General features: G+C 74.5%; 16 protein-coding genes, 2 pseudogenes and 1 other annotated feature. Of the genes and pseudogenes, 15 read left to right on the top strand and 3 right to left on the bottom strand.

Annotated features, from left to right (window positions below; genetic code table 11):
- Positions 1 to 24: 24 nt before the first annotated feature.
- Positions 25 to 921, bottom strand: a complete 897-nt coding sequence (locus WJX68_RS11130; protein WP_340289180.1) for a LysR substrate-binding domain-containing protein — start codon at positions 919 to 921, stop codon at positions 25 to 27.
- Positions 922 to 1,080: 159 nt separating this feature from the next.
- Here WJX68_RS11130 and WJX68_RS11125 point away from each other — a divergent pair, with 159 nt between their 5' ends.
- From WJX68_RS11125 to WJX68_RS11095, 7 genes are all read left to right on the top strand, one after another.
- On the top strand, positions 1,081 to 2,781 hold the full coding sequence (locus tag WJX68_RS11125) for an FAD-dependent oxidoreductase (RefSeq protein WP_340289177.1): 1,701 nt from the start codon (positions 1,081 to 1,083) through the stop codon (positions 2,779 to 2,781).
- Positions 2,778 to 3,506, top strand: coding sequence for an SDR family oxidoreductase (locus WJX68_RS11120; RefSeq protein WP_340289174.1), 729 nt, complete (start codon positions 2,778 to 2,780; stop codon positions 3,504 to 3,506). Before WJX68_RS11125 ends, WJX68_RS11120 begins: the two co-directional genes overlap by 4 nt.
- 11 nt (positions 3,507 to 3,517) lie before the next feature.
- Entirely contained in the window at positions 3,518 to 4,402 is an 885-nt protein-coding gene (locus WJX68_RS11115) for a LysR family transcriptional regulator (protein WP_340289171.1), read from the top strand.
- Positions 4,403 to 4,532: 130 nt separating this feature from the next.
- Complete coding sequence (locus WJX68_RS11110) at positions 4,533 to 4,814, top strand: YciI family protein (protein ID WP_340289168.1); 282 nt, start codon at positions 4,533 to 4,535, stop codon at positions 4,812 to 4,814.
- The gene (locus WJX68_RS11105; RefSeq protein WP_340289165.1) at positions 4,811 to 5,845 is read left to right on the top strand and encodes an alcohol dehydrogenase catalytic domain-containing protein; all 1,035 of its coding nucleotides are present in this window, start codon (positions 4,811 to 4,813) and stop codon (positions 5,843 to 5,845) included. The genes WJX68_RS11110 and WJX68_RS11105 overlap by 4 nt, the downstream gene beginning before the upstream one ends.
- Positions 5,842 to 7,482, top strand: coding sequence for an FAD-dependent oxidoreductase (locus WJX68_RS11100; RefSeq protein WP_340289162.1), 1,641 nt, complete (start codon positions 5,842 to 5,844; stop codon positions 7,480 to 7,482). The genes WJX68_RS11105 and WJX68_RS11100 overlap by 4 nt, the downstream gene beginning before the upstream one ends.
- A 137-nt stretch (positions 7,483 to 7,619) precedes the next feature.
- Positions 7,620 to 8,444 carry an alpha/beta fold hydrolase gene (locus WJX68_RS11095; protein WP_340289159.1) on the top strand — a complete coding sequence of 275 codons (825 nt, stop codon included), beginning with the start codon at positions 7,620 to 7,622 and terminating at the stop codon, positions 8,442 to 8,444.
- A 38-nt stretch (positions 8,445 to 8,482) separates the two neighbouring features.
- On the opposite strand, the gene WJX68_RS11090 is transcribed toward WJX68_RS11095, so the two are convergent.
- Positions 8,483 to 9,880: a PepSY-associated TM helix domain-containing protein gene (locus WJX68_RS11090; protein ID WP_340289156.1), complete on the bottom strand. Its 1,398-nt coding sequence runs from the start codon at positions 9,878 to 9,880 to the stop codon at positions 8,483 to 8,485.
- Between the two features lie 130 nt (positions 9,881 to 10,010).
- Positions 10,011 to 10,646, bottom strand: a complete 636-nt coding sequence (locus WJX68_RS11085) for a hypothetical protein (RefSeq protein WP_340289153.1) — start codon at positions 10,644 to 10,646, stop codon at positions 10,011 to 10,013.
- An 80-nt stretch (positions 10,647 to 10,726) separates the two neighbouring features.
- Here WJX68_RS11085 and WJX68_RS11080 point away from each other — a divergent pair, with 80 nt between their 5' ends.
- The 8 genes and pseudogenes from WJX68_RS11080 (at position 10,727) to WJX68_RS11050 (ending at position 19,674) form a co-directional block, all read left to right on the top strand.
- Positions 10,727 to 12,337: a glutamate synthase-related protein gene (locus tag WJX68_RS11080; RefSeq protein ID WP_340289150.1), complete on the top strand. Its 1,611-nt coding sequence runs from the start codon at positions 10,727 to 10,729 to the stop codon at positions 12,335 to 12,337.
- Positions 12,334 to 13,980 (top strand): thiamine pyrophosphate-binding protein, encoded by a 1,647-nt coding sequence (locus WJX68_RS11075; RefSeq protein WP_340289147.1) that lies wholly within the window; start codon positions 12,334 to 12,336, stop codon positions 13,978 to 13,980. The genes WJX68_RS11080 and WJX68_RS11075 overlap by 4 nt, the downstream gene beginning before the upstream one ends.
- On the top strand, positions 13,896 to 14,249 hold the full coding sequence (locus WJX68_RS11070; protein WP_340289296.1) for a thiamine pyrophosphate-dependent enzyme: 354 nt from the start codon (positions 13,896 to 13,898) through the stop codon (positions 14,247 to 14,249). The genes WJX68_RS11075 and WJX68_RS11070 overlap by 85 nt, the downstream gene beginning before the upstream one ends.
- A gap of 55 nt (positions 14,250 to 14,304) precedes the next feature.
- A complete protein-coding gene (locus WJX68_RS11065) occupies positions 14,305 to 14,904 on the top strand; it encodes an RNA polymerase sigma factor (protein ID WP_340289144.1) in 600 nt (199 codons plus the stop codon).
- Between the two features lie 152 nt (positions 14,905 to 15,056).
- Complete coding sequence (locus WJX68_RS11060; RefSeq protein WP_340289141.1) at positions 15,057 to 16,280, top strand: cation:proton antiporter; 1,224 nt, start codon at positions 15,057 to 15,059, stop codon at positions 16,278 to 16,280.
- 544 nt (positions 16,281 to 16,824) lie between these two features.
- Positions 16,825 to 17,298 (top strand): annotated as a pseudogene (locus WJX68_RS25225) (DUF6308 family protein).
- A gap of 293 nt (positions 17,299 to 17,591) precedes the next feature.
- A pseudogene (locus tag WJX68_RS11055) lies at positions 17,592 to 18,496 on the top strand (IS3 family transposase); the annotation flags it as partial.
- Positions 17,891 to 18,025: a sequence feature (AL1L pseudoknot), on the top strand. (Overlaps the previous pseudogene by 135 nt.)
- Positions 18,385 to 19,674, top strand: coding sequence for an IS110 family transposase (locus WJX68_RS11050; protein WP_340289138.1), 1,290 nt, complete (start codon positions 18,385 to 18,387; stop codon positions 19,672 to 19,674). The pseudogene WJX68_RS11055 and the gene WJX68_RS11050, both read left to right, overlap by 112 nt.
- Positions 19,675 to 19,851 lie beyond the last annotated feature (177 nt).

Here is a 19,851-nt window from a genome sequence, read left to right as displayed (position 1 = left end):
ACTCGGACCAAGTGTCTGCGGAGCTTAATCGACAGGGGTGGGCAGCACCTCCTCCGCGACGTCCAGCACCGCCCGCAGCACCGGCGACGGGTCGTCGGCACGCCAGGCGATCGCGTGCTGCATCCAGGTCGGCTCACCCCGCAGCGGCACGTACACCGCTCCCGGGGGGACGATCGGGCCGATCCCGGAGGCCATCACCGTCACCCCGACCCCGGCCGCGACCAGGGTCAGCACGAGGAACGGGTCGGTACTCTCCTGCACGACCTCCGGCCGGAAACCGGCCCGCGCACAGGCCTCGGCGGTGAGCCGCTGCAGGGCCGACCCGGCCGACGCCGGCATCCCGACGAACGGCTCACCGGCCAGCTCCGCGAGATCGACCACCGGCTCGCCGGCGAGCCGGTGGTCGATGGGCAGCACCACCCCGAGCGGTTCGCGCGCGACCAGTCGGGTCGCCAGCGGCGACGGCTCGATCGGTAGCCCGACGAAGGCGATGTCGAGTGCGCCGCGCTCCACGAGCGCGACGCCGTCCCCGGTCACCACGCGCCCGGTCAGCGCGAGGACGACGCCGGGATGGCGATGACGCACCGCGCGGGTCAGCGGGGAGAGCGTGTGGTGGTTCAACGCCCCGGAGAAACCGATGGCGACCGTGCCGTGGACCAGTCCGTCGACGGCCCGGGTCGCCTCCCGGCCCAGCTCCAACTCGTCGAGCGCCCGCCGGACGTGCGGCAGCAGGGCCCGGCCCGCCGGCGTCAGCGCGACGCTGCGGGTGCTCCGCTCGAACAGCGTCGTGCCGAGTTCACGCTCCAGACGCCGCACGGTCTGGCTCAGCGGCGACTGCGCCATGCCGAGACGCTCGGCCGCACGCCCGAAGTGCAGTTCCTCAGCGACGGCGACGAACGCCTCGAGCCGTCGGATCTCCACGGCACCCTCCGACCGGCACCGGGTCTTGCGCGACCCCGCACCGTCATATAGTCCTTGAACAGCTCAGTAGCAGCGACATTATCACCTCGAATGCACACAGTCTCAGCGCGTGCGGCACACAGTCCCGCCGCGCGCCGCCGTCCAGGGAGGACCGACGACGTGACCGTCCCGAACACCGATACCGACGTGGTGGTGGTGGGCGCCGGAGCCGGGGGCCTCTCGGCCGCCGTCACCGCCGCGCACCGCGGACTGCGGGTCACCGTCCTGGAGCGCGCCGACGTCTGCGGCGGTGCGAGTGCCTGGTCCGGCGGCTGGATGTGGGCACCGGGCAACCCGCTGGCCCGCGCCGACGGCGTGCAGGACGACCCGGCGGAGATCCGGAGGTACCTGGACGCTGTGCTGGGCGAGCACCGGGACACCGAACGGGTCGACGCGTTCCTCGACGCCGCCCCGCGGATGGTGCGGTTCTTCCACGAGAACACCTCGCTCACCTTCACCCCGGGCGTGCACATCTGCGACGTCTACGGCGGGTTGCCCGGCGCCGGAACCGGCCACCGGTCCGTCGCCCCGGACCCGGCCGACCTGCGTCGGCTCGGGCCCGAGGTCGCATCCCTGCTCCGCGACCAGCTCCACGAGACCTCGTTCCTCGGGATGGGGATCATGGCCGGGCCCGACCTGACCCGGTTCCTCGCCGCGTCGCGGGGAGACCTCCGCGGGCTGACGCACGCGACCCGCCGGGTCGCCCGCCACGTCGCCGACCTCGTGCGGCACCGTCGCGGGCAGCAGCTGGTCAACGGCACGGCGCTCGTCGGACGGCTGCTGCGCTCGGCGCTCGACCTGGGGGTCGTGATCCGCACCGGTACCGCCGTGACCGGGCTGGTGCGCGACGGCGATCGGGTCACCGGCGTCACGACGGCGGACGGCCCGGTGACCGCCGCGCGCGGCGTCGTCCTCGCCGCGGGTGGCTTTCCGCACGACCGCACCCGACGCGCCGCCCACTTCCCCACCGGCGCCGCTCACCACTCCCTGGCTCCCGCCACCGCCGACGGCGCCGGCATCACCCTGGGCGAGAGCGCGGGCGGGCAGCTGCGGACCGACCTGGCCTCGCCCGCCGCCTGGTGCCCGGTGTCGCTCGTGCCCTACCGCGACGGACGGACCGGGGTCTTCCCCCACATCATGGACCGCGCGAAGCCGGGCTCGATCGGGGTCCTGCGCAGCGGGCGGCGGTTCGTCAACGAGGCGAACGGCTACCACGACTACGTCACCGCACTGATAGCCGCGACGCCACCGGGTGCCGAGCCCGAGTCCTGGCAGATCGCCGACGCCCGGTTCGTCCGCCGCTACCCGCTGGGCATGGCGAAACCGCGCCCGGTCCCGCTGTGGCCCCACCTGCGCAGCGGCTACCTGAAGCGCGGCCGCACGCTCACCGAGCTGGCCCGGGCCTGCGGCATCGACCCGGCCGGGCTGGAGGCGACCGTAGCCGAGTTCAACGACGGCGCCCGCCGGGGCGTCGACCCCGGGTTCGGCCGCGGCGCGACACCGTTCAACCGGTCCGGCGGCGACCCGTCCACCGGCCACCCGAACCCGTCGCTCGCCCCGCTGGAGCAGGGACCGTTCTACGCCGTGCGGGTCGTCCCCGGCAGTTTCGGTACGTTCGCGGGACTCGCCACCGACCCCCGGGCCCGGGTCCTCGACGCGGACGGCGCCCCCGTTCGGGGTCTCTACGCGGCCGGCAGCGACCAGGCGAGCGTGTTCGGCGGCCACTACCCGGCCGGCGGCATCAACCTCGGCCCGGCGATGACATTCGGCTGGATCGCCGCGCGCGACCTCGCCGGTGTCGATGCGGCGGTCGTGGCATGAGCGGCCCGGGGTCCGACAGCGGCACCCGCGACGTACCCGCGGCGACGGGCCCCCGGGTCGCACTGGTCACCGGCGGGGCGAGCGGCATCGGCGCGGCCACCGCCGCCAGGCTGCGCACCGACGGCCTCGACGTCGTCACCGCGGATCTCGGGCCCGGTGCCGACGCGACGCTCGACGTGACCGATCACGACGCGGTCGCCGGTCTGGTCGCCGACCGCGGACCGTTCGCCGTGCTGGTCCATTCGGCCGGGGTCGTCGGACCGGCCGCGCCGCTGACCGAGCTGGACCTCGAGGACTGGCGTGAGGTGCACCGGATCAACGTCGACGGCACCTTCGTCGTCTGCCGCGCCGTCGTGCCCGGGATGGTCGCCGCCGGCTGGGGCCGGATCGTGACACTGGCCAGCATCGCCGCGAAGGAGGGAAATCCCGGACAGAGCGCGTACTCGTCGTCCAAGGCGGCGGTGATCGGGCTGACCAAGTCCCTCGGCAAGGAGCTGGCCACCACCGGGGTCCTGGTCAACGCGGTCGCCCCGGCCGCCGTCGCCACCCCGATGAACGCCGCGACCGATCCGGCGGTGCTGGCCCGTTCGCGTGCACTGACCCCGATGGGCAGGATGGGCCGACCGGAGGAGATCGCCGAGCTGATCGCGTGGCTGTGCTCGGAGCGGCTCGGGTTCTCTACCGGCGCCGTCTACGACGCGAGCGGCGGCCGGGCCAGCTACTGAGGGGACGCCGGGTGGAGATCAGGTGGATCGAGGCCTTCCTGGCCGTCGCCGAGGAACTGCACTTCGGACGTGCCGCGCAGCGACTGCACATGGCCCAGTCCCCGCTGAGCCAGACGATCAAGAAGCTGGAGAAGGACGTCGGCACACCGCTGTTCGAGCGGACGACACGGGCTGTGACGCTGACCTCCGCCGGGCACGCGTTCCTGCCGCACGCGCGCCGGATCGTCGGCGAGGTCGACCTCGCGATGCGGGCGACGGGAGCCGGGACCGACAAGGTGTACGGACGGGTCCGGCTCGGGTTCTCCGGTGCGCTGAACCACCTCACGCTGCCCCCGCTGACCCGGGCCCTGCGGACCCGGCATCCCCACGTGGCGCTGCACCTGGTGGATCGGGTGACCACCGAGGACGCGGTGGGCCTGATCGAGCGGGGGGCGCTGGACGTGGCGTTCGTGGGTCTGCCCGCGCCCGGCGACCTGCCGACCCGCGTGATCACGGTCGAGGAGCTCGGCGCGGCCGTCCCCGTCGACCACCCGCTCGCGGGGCACGACCACATCGACATGGCCGATCTCGCCGAGGAGGACTGGGTCCTGATGCCCGGCCAGTCCGCGCTGCGCTCGGTGATCCTCACCGCCTGTCACGGCGCGGGGTTCCGGCCGCGGATCGCGCAGGAGGTCAAGGACCCCTACGTCGTGCTCTCGCTCGTCGCGGCCGGTCTCGGGGTGTCGCTCGCCCCGACCTGTGTACGCCCGATCATGCCGGCCGACGCCGTGTGGGTGCCGCTGGCGGCACCGCCGCCCGAGCTGCACAGCGCCTTGCTCTGGGATCCGGCCCGGTCGACCGCGGCGGTACGGGCGCTCCTCGACGTCGCGGGAGCGGTGCTGCCCGACCCCCGATAATGCTGGATTCGCACTCGATCCCTGCCGAACCATGTATTGGACACGCCTGATCCCGTAGCCGCAGCCTGGTCCCGGTGGCGATACCGCCACCGGCCCGCCCGGCGGGCCGTCGACGAGGACGGGATGCGAGATGGCGACCTTCGCCGTGACCTACACCTATGCGGAGAACTCCGGAGCCGATCGGGACAACCACCGGCCGGCCCACAAGGACTTCCTCGCCGGGCTCCACGAGAGCGGCCGGCTGCGGGTGTCCGGCCCGGTGGACGGCGGCTCCGGGGCACTGCTGGTGATCGAGGGCGGCTCCGCGCAGGAGATCGCCGCGGTGCTGGACGCAGACCCGTTCCGCACCGCGGGGCTGATCGGAGCCCGCACGATCCACGAGTGGTCGATCGTCTTCGGGGGGCTGGCGTGAGGGTCGCACGCACGCTGGCGCGTGAGCGCGTCGAGCTCGCCGAGGTCGCGTCGCCGGTACCGGGACCGGGCGAGGCGCTCGTCCGCGTCCACACGGTCACCCTCTGCGGGACGGACCTGCACATCTGGGAGGACGACTACGCGACCGAGCTCCCGATCGTGCAGGGCCACGAGATCGCCGGGGTGGTCGAGACCGCGCCGCCGGGCGCCGACGTCGCTGCGGGCGACCGGGTCGTGGTGTCACCCATGCGCTGGTGCGGGGACTGCCACGCCTGCCGGATCGGCCGGATGAACGCCTGCCGGTCCTCGTCGTGCCTGGGCTGCTACGAGGACGGAGGTCTCGCCGAGCTGATCGCGGTCCCGGCGACCGACCTGCACCGGGTGCCCGACGAGCTGCCCATCGGCCTGGCGCCCCTCGCCGAGCCTGCGAGCATCGCGATGCAGGCCGTTCTGCGGGGACGCCCCGAGCCCGGTGAGCAGGCGCTGGTCCTGGGCTGCGGTCCGATCGGACTGCTGGCGACGCTGCACCTCACCTCCCTCGGGGTCGCGGTGACCTGCGTGGACGTCGATGCCGGCCGTCTCGCGTTCGCGGACCGGTTCGGCGCCGTGCGCACCGTCGTCGCCGGGGAGCCCGTGGGCACCGAGCCGACCCTGGTGATCGAGGCGAGCGGCTCCCCCGCCGCCTTCGGCGCCGCGCTCGACGAGGTCGCCACCGCGGGTCGGGTGGTGCTCGTCGGCATCTCCGACCGGCCGGTCACGCTGTCGATGCGGACGCTGCCGGTGAAGGACGTCGACGTGCTCGGGAGCCGCAACAGCCAGCGGCGCATGGACGAGGCACTGCGGCTGCTCACCGCGCACCCGGCCGAGACCGCCGCACTCGTGACCCATCGGTTGCCGATCGAACGGATCGGCGAGGCGTTCGCCCTGCTGCGCGATGGCGAAGGGCTCGTCGCCAAGGTGGCGGTGGACCTGACCGGGCACGCCCCGGGTGGTCCCGCCGCGCGCTCCGGTCGCGTGGAGGTGCCGGCATGAGCGTGCTCGCCGGGCATCCGCGGGACCACTACGACGTGGTCGTCGCCGGGAGCGGGGCGGCCGGGCTGACGGCGGCGCTCGGCGCCGCCGGGGCAGGCCTGTCCGTGCTGGTCGCGGAGAAGGCCGAGCGCCTCGGCGGCACCTCGGCCGTCGGAGGCGGGGTCATCTGGGCCCCGGGCAACCACCTCATGGCAGCAGCCGGGTTCCCGGACTCCGACGAGGACGCCCGCGCCTACCTCGCCGCCGGCACCGGGGGCCGGATGAGCGACGACGAGATCGCCTCCTACGTGCGCACCGCGCCCGAAGCGGTCCGCGCGCTGTGCGACCACGGCGTCCGGATGCGGTCGCTGGCGCGACCGGACTATCACCCGGAATGGGCGGGCGCGGCACGCGGGCGGGGCCTCGACCAGGAGCCGTTCGACCCGAGGCCGTGGCCGGGACTCGCGGAGCTGCTGCGCCCGCCGACGTACCTCCCGCTCCTCACCATGTCCGAACGCGACCGTCTCGCCGGCGCCGCGCCGGATCCCGGGCTGCTCGCCGACCGCCGGGCGGCGGGTGTACGGACGATGGGCGGTGCGCTGGTCGGGCGGCTCGTCGTGGCCGCCGTCGCACGTGGTGTGGATCTCGTGGTCGGGAGCCCGGTCACCGGCCTGGAGCGCTCTCCCGGAGGCTGGGAGCTCGTGGTCGGATCGGCGCGCGTGACCGCGAGCGCCGTGGTGCTGGCCTCGGGCGGGTTCGAGTGGTCGCAGGAGCTGCGCGAGGAGCACCTCGCGTACCCGGTCACCCCCATCAGCGCACCGTCCAACACGGGAGACGGGCTGCGCCTGGGTCTGGCCGCCGGGGCCGCCGTCGCCGGGATGACGAGCGTGTGGGGGGTACCGGTGATCACCCCGCCGGACGCCGTCTACGACGGGATGCCGTCCGGCCGGATGGGCAACGTCGAGATGACGATGCCCGGCTCGGTCACCGTGAACGCCGGGGGGCACCGGTTCGTCAACGAGGCTACCAACTACCACGACCTCAACCGGGCCTTCGGAGCCGTCGACCCCGGCACCGGCCGGTACACCAACGTGCCCGCGTTCCTGGTCTTCGACCGGTCCTACGCCGAGCGCTACCCGGTCGCCGGGGCGTCGCCGACGGCTCCGGGGTCCTGGATCGAGCGGGCGGACGACCTGGCGGCGCTGGCCCGTCTCACCGGGATCGACGCCGCCGGGCTCGTCGCGACCGTGGCCGCGTTCAACCGGCACGCGCGCGACGGCCGGGACCCCGAGTTCGGGCGGGGCGCGAGCCCGCAGGACCGCCATCTCGGCGACCCCGCGATCGTCCCGAACCCGTGTCTGGCGCCCCTGGAGACGCCGCCGTTCTACGCCGTGCCGGTGCACGCGGGTGTGCTGGGCACGGCCGGAGGCCTGCACACCGACCCGGACGGACGTGTCCTCGCCCGCAAGGACCACGGTGGCGTCCTGCACGGTCTGTTCGCCGCCGGGAACTGCGCGGCCACGTTGTTCGCCGACGCCTACCCGGGCGGCGGCGCGACACTCGGCTCGGCCGTGGTCCGCGCACACCGGGTCGGGCGACGGCTGGCCCGTGACCTGACCGCGGCGACGGGACCCGCCGGGGAGTTGGCAGCGTCGTGACCGGTGGACCGGGCCGCTGCGCCCGGCCCACCGGTGAGCCCGTCCGCGCCGCCCACGCCGTCCACCGCGTCGCGGTGCACGGCCGGGGCCGGTCGGTCATCGTGGACCCGCCACGACGGGCGAGGGACGGGACGACGATGCCGTACACGCTGACCGACGACGGGGTACGGCTGCACTGGGAGGAGACCGGGCAGGGCCCGCCGGTCCTGTTCGTGCACGAGTTCGGCGGCGACCACAGGTCGTGGGCGCCGCAGGTCGCACGGCTGCGCGACCGGTTCCGCTGCCTGGTGTTCGACGCGCGCGGCTACCCGCCGTCGGACGTCCCGCGCGACCCGGGCGCCTACTCCCAGCAGCGCGCGGTCGCCGACGTGCTCGCCGTCCTCGACGCCGCGGGTGAGGACGACGCGCACGTCGTCGGCAACTCCATGGGCGGCTTCGCGACGCTCCACACCGGACTGCGCCGGCCGGACCGGGTGCGGTCGCTGACCGTCGCCGGGTGCGGGTACGGCGCGCACCCCGACGACGCGGCCGCCTTCCGCACCGATGCCCTCGACCTGGCCGACCGGTACGAGCGCGACGGGGCCGCCGCCGTCGCCCGGGACTACGGCGTGCGACCCGCCCGGCTGCAGCTGCGGCACAAGGACCCGGCCGCCTTCGACGAGCACCTGCGCGTCCTGGCCGAGCACGACGCCGCCGGTGCCGCCGCGACGATGCGCGGCGTGCAGGCGGCGCGCCCGTCGCTCTACGACCTGACCGGCGAGCTGGCCGGGCTGAGGGTGCCCACCCTGTTCGTCGTCGGCGACGAGGACGAGCACGCGCTGCGCGCCACCCTGATGCTGCGCCGCACGGTGCCCGGGTCCGGCCTCGCGGTGCTGCCGCGTTCCGGGCACCTGACGAACCTCGAGGAGCCGGAGCTGTTCACCGCGCTGCTGGCGGCGCACCTCACGGAGGCGTCCGGGTAACGGCACCGTCCGCCACCCCGATGCCGCGGGCGCGCCCGTCAGCCGTACGGCGTGGCCTCCGGCGCCCGGCGCGGCAGGGCGTCGACCAGCAGGAACAGCAGCAGCGACACGCCCAGCACCGGGAAGAAGACGCCGAGACCGACCGCCACCACCCCGACGACGGCCAGCGACGCCACCCCCGGTCGCTGCGATCCGCCGAGGGCCGCGGCACCGGGACGCGTCGGCCGCCGCAGCCACCACATCCGGTAGCCCCAGACCACGACGACCACGATCCCGAGCGCCAGCGCGACGAGCAGGAGCTGGTTGCCGACCCCGAACAGGATGCCCATGTGCGCCGAGATGCCGACCTCGGCCGCCTGTGCCATGAACGGCCAGTCCGTCCAGCGGACGGTGTCGAGTACCGCGCCCGACCCGGGGTCGACCGACACCGCGTCCTGCGCGAGCGGCCAGGACCGCTTCACCTGACCGACCTGCCACGCCTGGCCCGCCTCCGACGGCGGGGTGATCGCGACCGGGTCGGAGATGCCGGCGTCGCGGGCCGCGGCGAGCACCCGGTCCGCGGTGGTCCCGACGGCGGCCGGTGCCGTCGGCGGCGCCGCGGCGACGCCGCCCGCGGGCAGCTCGTCCGAGACCGACGGCGTCGTCCAGCTCAGCGCCGAGCGCAGCGCACCGACGTTGTCACCGGCGAAGTTCGACCAGGTCAGCCCCGTCGCGGACAGGACGAGCATGCCGACCGAGGCCCACAGCCCGACCGAGCCGTGCCAGGACCGGATCCGGGCGCGGCCGCGCGCCGAGCCCTCGGGCAGCAGCGTGCGGCGCACCCGGGCCCGCCGACGCCGGCGCACCACCCACAGGGCGAGCCCGGACACCGCGAGCACCCACAGCCAGCTGGCGGCCAGCTCGGAGTACAGCCGGCCGACGTCGCCCAGGTGCAGGTTGCGGTGCAGTGTGTCGATCCACGCCCGCACCGGCAGCCATTCGCCGTAGGTGTCGAGGACCGCGCGGACCTGCCCGGTGTACGGGTCGACGAACGCGGTGCGCGCGTAGTCCTCGGCGACCCCCGGGACGTCGAAGATGACCCGGGTGGTCGAGTCCGGCGCGATCGGCGGCCGGATCTCGGTGACCGTGCCGCCCGGGACGGCGGCCGCGGCGGCCCCCACCTGGTCGCGCAGGTCGAGCTGCGTCGCGCCGACCGGCACGTGCAGCGCGTCGCGGTAGAGGATCTGGTCGAGCTGCGGGGTGATCGTGTAGAGCAGCCCCGTCACCGCCGCGACCAGGATGAACGGCCCGACGAACAGGCCGACGTAGAAGTGCAGCCGCAGCACCAGGGGCCGCAGGTCCGACCACCACCAGCCGCTGCGCGTACCGGGCGACGGCTCCGCCGCGGCCGGGCGCTCGGCGGTGTCGTCGACGGGTGGGTCGAGGGTGTCGGACAACGGATCTCCCTGGTGGCGTGACGAGGAGGCGGAGCGACGCGGCGGTCCGCCGGATGTACCGGGGAGAAGGTCGTCCGCGGACGGCGGACGGTTCCCGTGAACTCCGTCGGAACCGGGCCGCCGGCCCGGCTCACCGGCGCGCGCGGCGCGGACGGATCGCCGCGTCCCGGCCGGCCAGCAGGAACGCGGTGAGCGCGGCGACGTCGGGCAGGTCCGCGGCCGGGCGCAGCGCCCCGAACGGCGCGTTCCAGAACGGCCCGGACCGCGGGGCCCAGGGCCCGACGTAGGCGTAGGGCTCCGGGTGCCCGGCGTCGCCGGGCGAGACGCCGTAGTTCACCTCGTCGCGCACCAGGCCCAGGTCGAAGTGCTCCGGCCAGAGCACCCGGTCGGCGTACGGGGCGAACGCGTCCAGCGCCGCGTCGCCCCGGGCGAACCACCCGGCGAGCGTGGCCGCGGCGGCCGGGTCGATCTCCAGCGGGCGTCCGGCCGGCCAGTCCGCGTGCGTGTCGTAGCCGCCCGGCACCGCGGGGCCTGCGATGCCGGCGGCGGCCGCGACGTCGGCGAGCGTGCCGGTCAGCGGGACGCGGCCGCCCCCGCCCACCAGCTCCGCCCCCTCGACCCGCCACGGCCCGTGGACGGGGGCGAACCCGCCGTCGGAGACCCGCAGGTGGATCGTGCCGTGCGCACGCTCCTGCGGGCCCGCGAGCAGGTGCTCGGCGACGGCGTGCAGGCCGCGGCGGGTGGTGACGAGCGTGTGCGTGTCCATCGGGACCTCCCGTGTAACGGCCGCCGGGCCCGGCGGCACTGCTGCCCCGACCCCGTGTCGCCGCACCCCGGGAGCGTTGCATGGCCGCCCTGCACCCGATCGCCGCGCTGGACACCCTCGACGAGGGTGTGCCCGCCCACGCCGAGGCCGACGGCATCGACCTCGTCCTGGTCCGCAGCGGACCGGCCGTCCACGTCTTCGAGGGCCGCTGCCCGCACCGCGGGGCGCTGCTCGCCGACGGCCGGGTGGAGGGCCCGAACCTGGTGTGCGGCCTGCACGGCTGGGACTACCGGCTCGACACCGGGGTCTCGGCGTACAACCCGGCCGAGCGGCTGTACAAGTTCACCTGCCACGTGTCCGGCGGCCAGGTGCTGCTCGACACCGAGGAGCTCGCGGGCTACCGGGTCCGGCGGCCGGAGCGGCGGGTGGTGTCCACCTACGACCGGTTCTTCGACGACCCGCACCAGGACACCCCGGAGGAGCCGTTCGTCTCCGAGATCCACCGGCTGGCCCGGCACGGGGCGGATGGCCCGCACGGCGCCGTCGCCGCCATGGGCGTCCCCCGCACCGACCTCCCGTCGTGGGATGACCTGCAGCTGCTGACCGCGCAGCTGCACCGGTTCCCTCTGCTCGACGACGAGCCCGTCGACACCGCGGTGACGATCGGCCCGGCCGCGGCCCGCCCGCTGCGCCTGGACATCCCGGTGTTCGTGTCCGACATGAGCTTCGGGGCGCTGTCGGCGGAGGCGAAGGTCGCGCTGGCCCGGGGCGCCGAGGGAGCGGGGACCGCGATCTGCTCCGGCGAGGGCGGGATGCTCCCCGAGGAGCGGGCGGAGTCCTCCCGCTACCTCTACGAGCTGGCGTCGGGCCGCTTCGGCTGGGACGAGGCCCACCTCGACCGGGTGCAGGCGCTGCACCTGAAGCTCGGGCAGGGCGCGAAGACCGGGACCGGCGGGCACCTGCCCGGGCCCAAGGTGACCGGGCGGATCGCCGAGGTGCGGGGCCTGCCCCCGGGCACCCCGGCCGTCTCACCGGCCCGGTTCCCGGACTGGTCGTCGCTGCACGACGCCCGCGCGCTGGTGGACCGGGTCCGGGCGCGGTCCGGTGGCATCCCCGTCGGGGTGAAGATGTCGGCCCAGCACGTCGAGCGGGACCTGGACGCCGCGCTCGACCTGGGCGTCGACTACATCGTGCTGGACGGCCGCGGCGGCGGGACCGGCGCCGCGCCGACGCTGTTCCGCGACACCATCGGCGTGCCGACGACGGCGGCGCTGGCCCGCGCGCGGCGCCACCTCGACCTCGCCGGGGCCCGCGACGTCACGCTCGTCGCGACCGGTGGCCTGCGCCGCGCCCAGGACATGGTGAAGGCGCTCGCGCTGGGGGCCGACGCCGTCGCGGTGTCGAACGTCGCGCTGCAGGCGATCGGCTGCGTCGGGATGCGCGCCTGCCACACCGACAACTGCCCGGTCGGGATCGCGACGCAGCAGCCGCACCTCCGGTCCCGGCTGCCGGTCGACCGGGCCGCCGCCCAGCTCACCCGGTATCTCGGGGCGGTGACCGGGCTGATGGTCGCGCTGGCCCGGGCCTGCGGGCACGACGCGCTGTCCCACTTCACCCCGCACGACCTGGTCAGCTGGCGGCGCGAGACCGCCGACCTGGTCGGGGTCGCCTACGCGGGGGTGACCCGATGACCCGGCACCGGATCGACGACCCGCCCGACGAGGGCCGGGTGCGCACCGCCGTGGTCGACGGGCGGTCGCTCGCGCTCACCCGGTGCGGCGGCCGGGTCGGCGCACTGGACAACCGTTGCCCGCACCAGGGCGGCCCGCTCGGGGAGGGGTCGATCGAGAACGGGCTGCTGCGCTGCCCGTGGCACGGCTACGACTACGACCCGCTGACCGGCCGCCCGCCGGAAGGCTTCTCCGACGCCCCGGCCGCCTACCCGGTGACCGAGCGCGACGACGGCACCTGGGTGGAGCTGCCGGATGTCCCCGCTGTGTCGCGCACCGTGTCCGACGTGCTGGTCGAGACGCTGGTCGGGTGGGGCGTGGACACGGTGTTCGGCATGGTCGGACATTCCAACCTCGGGTTCGCCGACGCCCTGCGACGAGCCGAGGAACGCGGCGAGCTGCGCTACGTGGGGATCCGGCACGAGGGCGCGGCGGCGTTCGCCGCATCGGCGTACGGGAAGCTCACCGGCCGCCCCGCGGTCTGCCTGGCAATCGCCGGGCCGGGCTCGTCGAACCTGCTGACCGGGCTCTACGACGCCAAGCTCGACGGCGCGCCGGTCGTCGCCGTGTCCGGGCAGGTGCCGTCCCCGGCGCTGGGGCGGGGCGCCTTCCAGGACGTCGACCTGTCGGCGGTGTTCCGCGACGTCGCGGTGAGCACGGTGACCGCGCACGCCGGGTCCTCGCACGCCGAGCTGGCCGCGACGGCGGTCAAGCACGCCGTCGACGGGCGCGGCGTCGCCCACCTCGTCCTGCCCGACGAGGTGCAGGACCTGCCCTCCGAGGAGGCCGCAGGCGGGCCGGACGGCCGGCGGGCCGACCCCGCGGTCGCACCGTCGCGGGCCGCGCTGGACCGGGCGCTGCAGCTGCTGCGCGCGGCGCGGCGGCCGGTGCTCGTCGCCGGGCACGGGGCCCGCGGCGCCGCGGCGGAGGTCCGGGAGCTGGCCGAGCGGCTCGGCGCACCGGTCCTGACCACCTTCCGGGCGAAGGGCCTGGTCCCCGACACCCACCCGCTCGGCGCGGGGGTGCTCGGGCGGTCCGGCACCCCGGTCGCGTCGTGGCTGATGAACGAGGCCGACCTGCTGGTCGTGGTCGGTGCGTCCTTCTCCCACCACACCGGGATCGCGCCGTACAAGCCGGTCGTGCAGGTCGACGACCGGCCGTCGGCGATCGGGCGGTTCCAGCCGGTCACCGCCGGGGTGCTGGGCGACGCCCGCACGACGCTGCGCGCGCTGCTCGACGACCCGGGGCCGAACGCCGCGGTCGACCAGCGCCCCGACGTCGCCGCCCGGTGCGCGATCTGGCGCGCCGAGAAGGCCCGCCGCGCCGCCGACGACCGCGGCCACGGGGTCGCGAGCGCGGCGGTCTTCGCCGCGCTGTCCGCGCACTGCCCGCCCGACGCGGTGATCACCGTCGACGTCGGCAACCACGCCTACTCCTTCGGGCGCTACTTCGAGAGCGCGGGCCAGCCGGTCCTCATGTCGGGCTACCTCGGCTCGATCGGGTTCGGTACCCGGCCGCGCTGGGCGCGTGGGCGGCGCGGCCGGACGCGCCGGTCGTCGCGGTCACCGGGGACGGCGGGTTCGGCCAGTACCTCGCCGAGCTGACCACCGCCGTCGCCCACGGCATCCCGGTCCGGCACGTGCTGATCGACAACGGCGCGCTCGGGAAGATCAGCAAGGAGCAGCACGCCGCGGGTCACCCGGTCTGGCACACCGCGCTGGTCAACCCGGACTTCGCGGAGTACGCGCGCCTCTGCGGGGCCACCGGCATCCCGGTGCACCGCAACGCGGAGCTGGACGACGCGACGGCCGCCCTGTTCGCCGCCGACGGCCCCGCCCTGCTGCACGTCCACGCCGACGGCGAGCTGGTGTGAGCCGGGGAGTCCTTCGGCCGTGGTCGCCCGGCCCGAGGGCACCTAGCGTGCCCCGGTGCTCGCCGAGTCCAGCGACCTCCTCGACCGGCTGCGAGCCCGGGACGACGCCGCGTTCGCCGAGATCGTGCGGGACTGGTCCCCGGCGATGCTGCGGGTCGCGCGCGGCCACGTCCACAGCCGCGCGACGGCCGAGGAGGTCGTGCAGGAGACCTGGCTCGGTGTCGTCCGCGCGCTCGACGGGTTCGAGGCCCGGTCGAGCCTGCGCACCTGGGTGTTCCGCATCCTGGTCAACACGGCCCGCCGGCACGGCAGGCGGGAGGCCCGCACCGCCGCCGAGCTGCTCGGCCCGGCGGCCGATCCGGAGTATGTCCGCGGCGCCGACGACCCGCGGCCGGGGCACCGGCGCGACGACGCCGTCCCCGCACCGTGGTCGCCCGAGCCCGCGCTGCTGGCCGCGGAGGTCCGCGACGCGCTGGTGTCGGCGCTCGGCGAGCTGCCCGCCCGGCAGCGCGCGGTGGTCGCACTGCGCGACGTGCTCGGCCTGGACCCGGCGGAGGTGTGCGTGCTGCTGGAGCTGACCCCCACCAACCAGCGGGTGCTCCTGCACCGGGGCCGAGCCCGTCTGCGCGGCGTGCTCGGGGCGCTGCCGACATGACCGGGCCGGCGCGCGCCGTGACCGCCGCCGTGGCCCGGTACCGGCGGCGCACCGTGCCGCGGGCCGCGCGTAACGGCGGCGCGGTCCGCGGGCTCTGCACGGGGTGAGCGGCCGGGCGGCCGGAGCCCGCGCCGCACGGCGGAGGGGGATCCGTGCAGTTCACCGACCTGCTCGTCGTGTGCGCGGTCGCGTTCGCCGCGCCGCTGCTGGCCCGGGCCGGGCGACGGCTGCGCGTGCCGTCGCCGGTGCTGGAGATCGCCGCCGGGGTGGTACTCGGACCGTCGGTGCTGGGGTGGGTCCGGGTCACCCCGCCGGTCGAGGTGCTGGCGCTGATCGGCCTGGCCTTCCTGCTGTTCCTCGCCGGCCTGGAGATCGACGTCCACCGGTTGGGCGGGCCGTCGCTGCGGCTGGCGCTGGCGGGCTTCGCCGCATCGCTCGCGCTCGCGCTCGCGCTCGGGACGGGGCTGGCGCTGGCCGCGCTGGGGCTCACACGCGCCCCGCTGCTCGTGGCGGTCACGCTGTGCGCGACCTCGCTGGGCCTCGTGGTGCCGGTCCTCAAGGACGCCGGCGAGATCGACGGGAGCACCGGCACGCTGGTGGTCGTCGCCTCCTCGGTCGCGGACTTCGGCGCGGTGCTGCTGCTGTCGCTGTTCTTCTCCGAGGCCGCCACCGGGCTCGGCACGAAGCTGGTGCTGCTGTCGGGTCTCGCCGTCGTCGCGGTGCTGGTGGTGCTCGCCCTGGCGCGGATCGCGATGCGTGCGGAACGGGTGTTCGCCGGTCTGGCCGGCACGACCGCGCACATCCGGATCCGCTTCGCGGTCCTGCTGCTCGTGGTGTTCGTCGCGCTCGCCCAGGGACTCGGGTTCGAGGCGATCCTCGGCGCGTTCCTCGCCGGTGCGGTGCTGCGCCTGGTCGACACCGACGCCGCCACCGTGCACCCGCAGACCGGGCTGCAGCTGGACGCGATCGGCTACGGGTTCGTCGTGCCCGTGTTCTTCGTGACCAGCGGCATCCGCTTCGACGCGGGGGCACTGGCCACATCCGGTGCGGCGCAGGCCCAGGTACCGCTGTTCGTGGTCGCGCTGCTCCTGGTGCGTGGGCTGCCCGCGCTGCTCTACCGGCCGCGGCTCGGCACCCGCCGGGCGGTCGCGGCCGGCCTGCTGCAGGCGACGACGCTGCCGTTCGTGGTGGCGGCGGTGGAGATCGGGCTGCGGCTGCGGGTGCTGTCCCCCACCACCGGCGCGGCGCTCGTCGCGGCCGGCATGGTGTCGGTCCTGGTGTTCCCGGCGGTGGCGTCCGGCCTGCTCCGGGCCGCTCCGCCGCCGGCGGCGCCGCGGGCCGCCGGCCGGGCCCGCGACGCGGACGGGGCCGTGTGACGGCGGTCCGCTCCGGCGCGCCGTCGTCTCCGGGGACAGGAAGTCCGTGGATTCGGTCTCGGCGACGTAGATCTTCTCCGCGCCGTGCTCGGTCAGCCCGTCGGCCGGCTTGTCCGCCGTACCCGCCGCACCGACCCCGACCGCCGGCGGCTCACCCGGCGCACGGGCAACGGTCAGCAGATCGACGGTGGTCGTCCTGATGTCACCGTGGACGAGAAGCTCTGCCCCACCCGGCACTCCGACGTGAGCTGGGCGAGGAGCAGTGCAGCCAGGCCAGGGCGCCGCCGGTCGTCCTGCTCGCCGGCCGCACCGGTTCGGCGACCGTGGCCCCGCGCGAGCTCACCTGCTGCCCGCCGTCGCCACGGTGATCGTCGGCGGCACCCGCGAGCATCGCCTGCGTCGCTGCACTTCTGTGCGGCGGGCCGGGTTCGAACCGGCAACCTGACGGGTCCTTGGTCCACTGACGGGCCCTGATCAGCGGCGATCGAGCAAACATGATCGTGCTGGTCAGCAACCGGGTCGATCAACTCGGACAGTCACCGGCATGCACTGGCGATCGAACGTAAGCGTGGGGGAAAGCGTGGGCTCAGATCCTCCAGCCCATCGTAACGAATCGACTCTCCGTGACCTCGGGTCCGATCGCGATCTTGTCGAGATCGACAAGCGTCTCGCCGACGATTGGCCCGGCTGGGCACTCATGTCCGCGCTCCGTGAACTTCCAGCCGTCGGACCAACACTCGCGAGCAAGCTCGTCGCCCGCAAGCGCCCGAAGGGACGTCCCATCTGGGACTCAGTCGTCGTACAGGTCACCAACACACGAGTCGCCCAGTGGGAGCCTGTACGGTAAGCACTCCGCGCCCAGGACAACGCCCTTCACCACCGTCTACCCACTCTGTGCGACAGGGCGTCCCTCGACTCCTCTGTGTCCGCTCTTCGGGTCCTTGACGTCATCACCTGGCGAGAAGGAAAGGACCGCGGGGTCGAACCACTAGTCACCGGTCCCAAAGGTGGCCTATGAGGGGCAGTTTTGAAGGAAGTTCGCGGCTCTCGTCTGCCTCAACGACCTGCAACAATAATCGCTGATCGGTATTCACGAGCTGCTGTGGCAACTCCTTTTGTCGACAGCTCGCGTCACGCGGCGTGTCACACCCCCAGTCCGGAATCGAGATCATGGCCTTCAGTCGGTTAGGTGGGGCCAGGCGGACCTGAAATCTCGAAGCTGCGGCCGGAATTCCTACCCCGCCGCTCGTGAAGTCGTGAGCCGCCCTGGGTGCTGTAGAGACTCTTGACCTTGGAAACGAGGATGGAGTCATGCCGTCAGAACGCACTGCGGGCAAGCCGACGACGCGGCGGTACTCGCAGGAGGAGAAGGCCGCGGCGGTGCGGATGGTCCGCACCCTGCGCACCGAGCTGGGACACGATCACGGTGTGGTGAAGCGGGTGGCCGATCAGCTCGGTTACGGCGCGGAGTCGGTGCGGTTGTGGGTGCGCCAAGCCGACGTCGACGACGGCCACCAGCCCGGTGTCACCACCGACGAGGCAGCCCGGGTACGCGAGCTCGAGCAAGAGGTCCGCGAACTGCGCCGGGCCAATGAGGTGCTCAGGCGGGCTGCGAGTTTCTTCGGGGCGGAGCTCGACCGCCAGTACCGCAGGTAGTGGCATTCTTCGACGCCCACCGCGACGACGTCGTGGAGGGGCGCCGGCTCGGGGTCGAGCTCATCTGCCGTGTGCTGCAGGTGGCCCCGAGCAGCTACTACGCCGCCAAGACGCGACCGCCCTCGGCTCGCTCGTTGCGTGACATCGACCTGACCCCGCGGCTGGTCACGTTGGGGGAGAACAACTACCGCGTCTACGGAGCACGCAAGCTGTGGAAGGCCGCCCGCCGCGACGGCGTGGACGTCGGCCGTGACCAGGTCGCCCGCTTGATGCGCGCGACGGGTATCGAGGGCGCCCGACGGACCAAGCGCCTGCGCACCACTCGGGCGGATCCGGTCGCGGCGCGCCATCCGGACCTGGTGCAGCGCCAGTTCCGGGCCGACGCGCCGAATCAGCTGTGGGTTACCGACCTGACCTGCGTGCCGGCCTGGTCCGGGGTCGCCTACGTGTGTTTCATCGTCGACGCCTTCTCGCGGATGATCGTGGGCTGGCGGGTCGCCGGGCACATGCGCACCAGCATGGTGCTCGATGCGCTGGAGATGGCGCGCTGGTCGCGCGGCGACGGCCCGGTCGTGGCCGCGCTGCTCGGTCCACTCCCGCCCAGCGGGTCGGAGCCTCGCCCGCCCGCCAGGTCACCGCCCTGCGCACCCGCTACTCCACAGCCAGGAACAAGGACGACCGCTTCGACGCCTACCTGCTCGCCGACGTCCTGCGCACCGACCGCCGCCGCCTCACCCCGCTCACCCTCGACACCGACGCCACCATCGGCCTGCGCATGCTCATCCGCACCCGCGCCGACCTGGTCAAGGCCCGCGTCGCCGCGCACAACCAGCTCCGCGCTCACCTGCAACTCGCCCACCCCGGCGCGGTCGGGCTGTTCCACGACCTGGCCGGGACGGTCTCGCTCGCCTTCCTCGACCGGTTCCCCACCCCGCGCCACACCGCCTGGCTCTCGGAGAAACGCCTCGCGACCTGGCTGCGCAGCGCCCGCTACACCCGCTCCGACACCCGCACCCCGGCCCAACTGTTCGACCACCTGCGCCAGGCCCCGGCCGGGCACCCCGACGGGCCCGCCGCCGACGCCGCGCAGGTCATCACCGGCGAATTGGTCGCGCTGCTGCGCAACCTCAAGGAGCGGCTCGCCGAGATCGGCGACTCCCGCGGCCGCTACCCCACCGACGACGCCCTCGCCGCCGCTGCCGGGATCTCCCCCTCGACCCGGGCATCGGGCCGGTCGCACTACGTCGCCTTCCGCCGCGGCTGCAACTGCCGCCTGCGCCAAGCACTCGTCGACTTCGCCGACGGCAGCCGCGCCGCCCACCCCTGGGCCCAGGACACCTACGCCCGAGCCCGAGCACGCGGACACAACCACGCCCACGCCATCCGGATCCTGGCCCGGGCCTGGCTGCGGATCATCTGGCGCTGCTGGACCGAGAACACCCCTACGACCCCGACCGCCACGCCGCCGCCATCACCGCCCGCGACCAGCGCACGACACCCGCCGGCGACAACGCGATGGCGTCCTGACCAGGCCCGGCGTCGCTTTCCCATAGCGGCCGGCACCAGCCGCCCGAAGGCGGTGTCCAGGCTGGCCGAAGGCCACCCGAAGGGCACCGGCCTGGACACCGACGAGGACGGCGGGACACTTCCGGCGATGGGAACGACCCACCCCGAGATTGACATGGGGTTGACAAGGGCCGGCCGCAGGCGACGCGGAGCGCCAGCGCAGCGCCCTTGACCGGGGGACCGGTCGTGCTGAGCCACCGGGCCGACAGGCCACGCCGAAGGCGTTCCACCGAGGTTTCATCCTTCCCCTTCAGCAGGCTTGGATGACCGATCCCCGAAGAGCACACTGCGATGGACTCGCCTTGATCAATGCGTGCTCACCGAGGAATCGCAGGTCCGCTCCGACGGT

The sequence above is a fragment of the Pseudonocardia spirodelae genome (assembly GCF_037727765.1).
GTDB classification, from domain to species: Bacteria; Actinomycetota; Actinomycetes; order Mycobacteriales; family Pseudonocardiaceae; genus Pseudonocardia; species Pseudonocardia spirodelae.
This window is presented reverse-complemented; position numbering and strand designations above follow the sequence as displayed.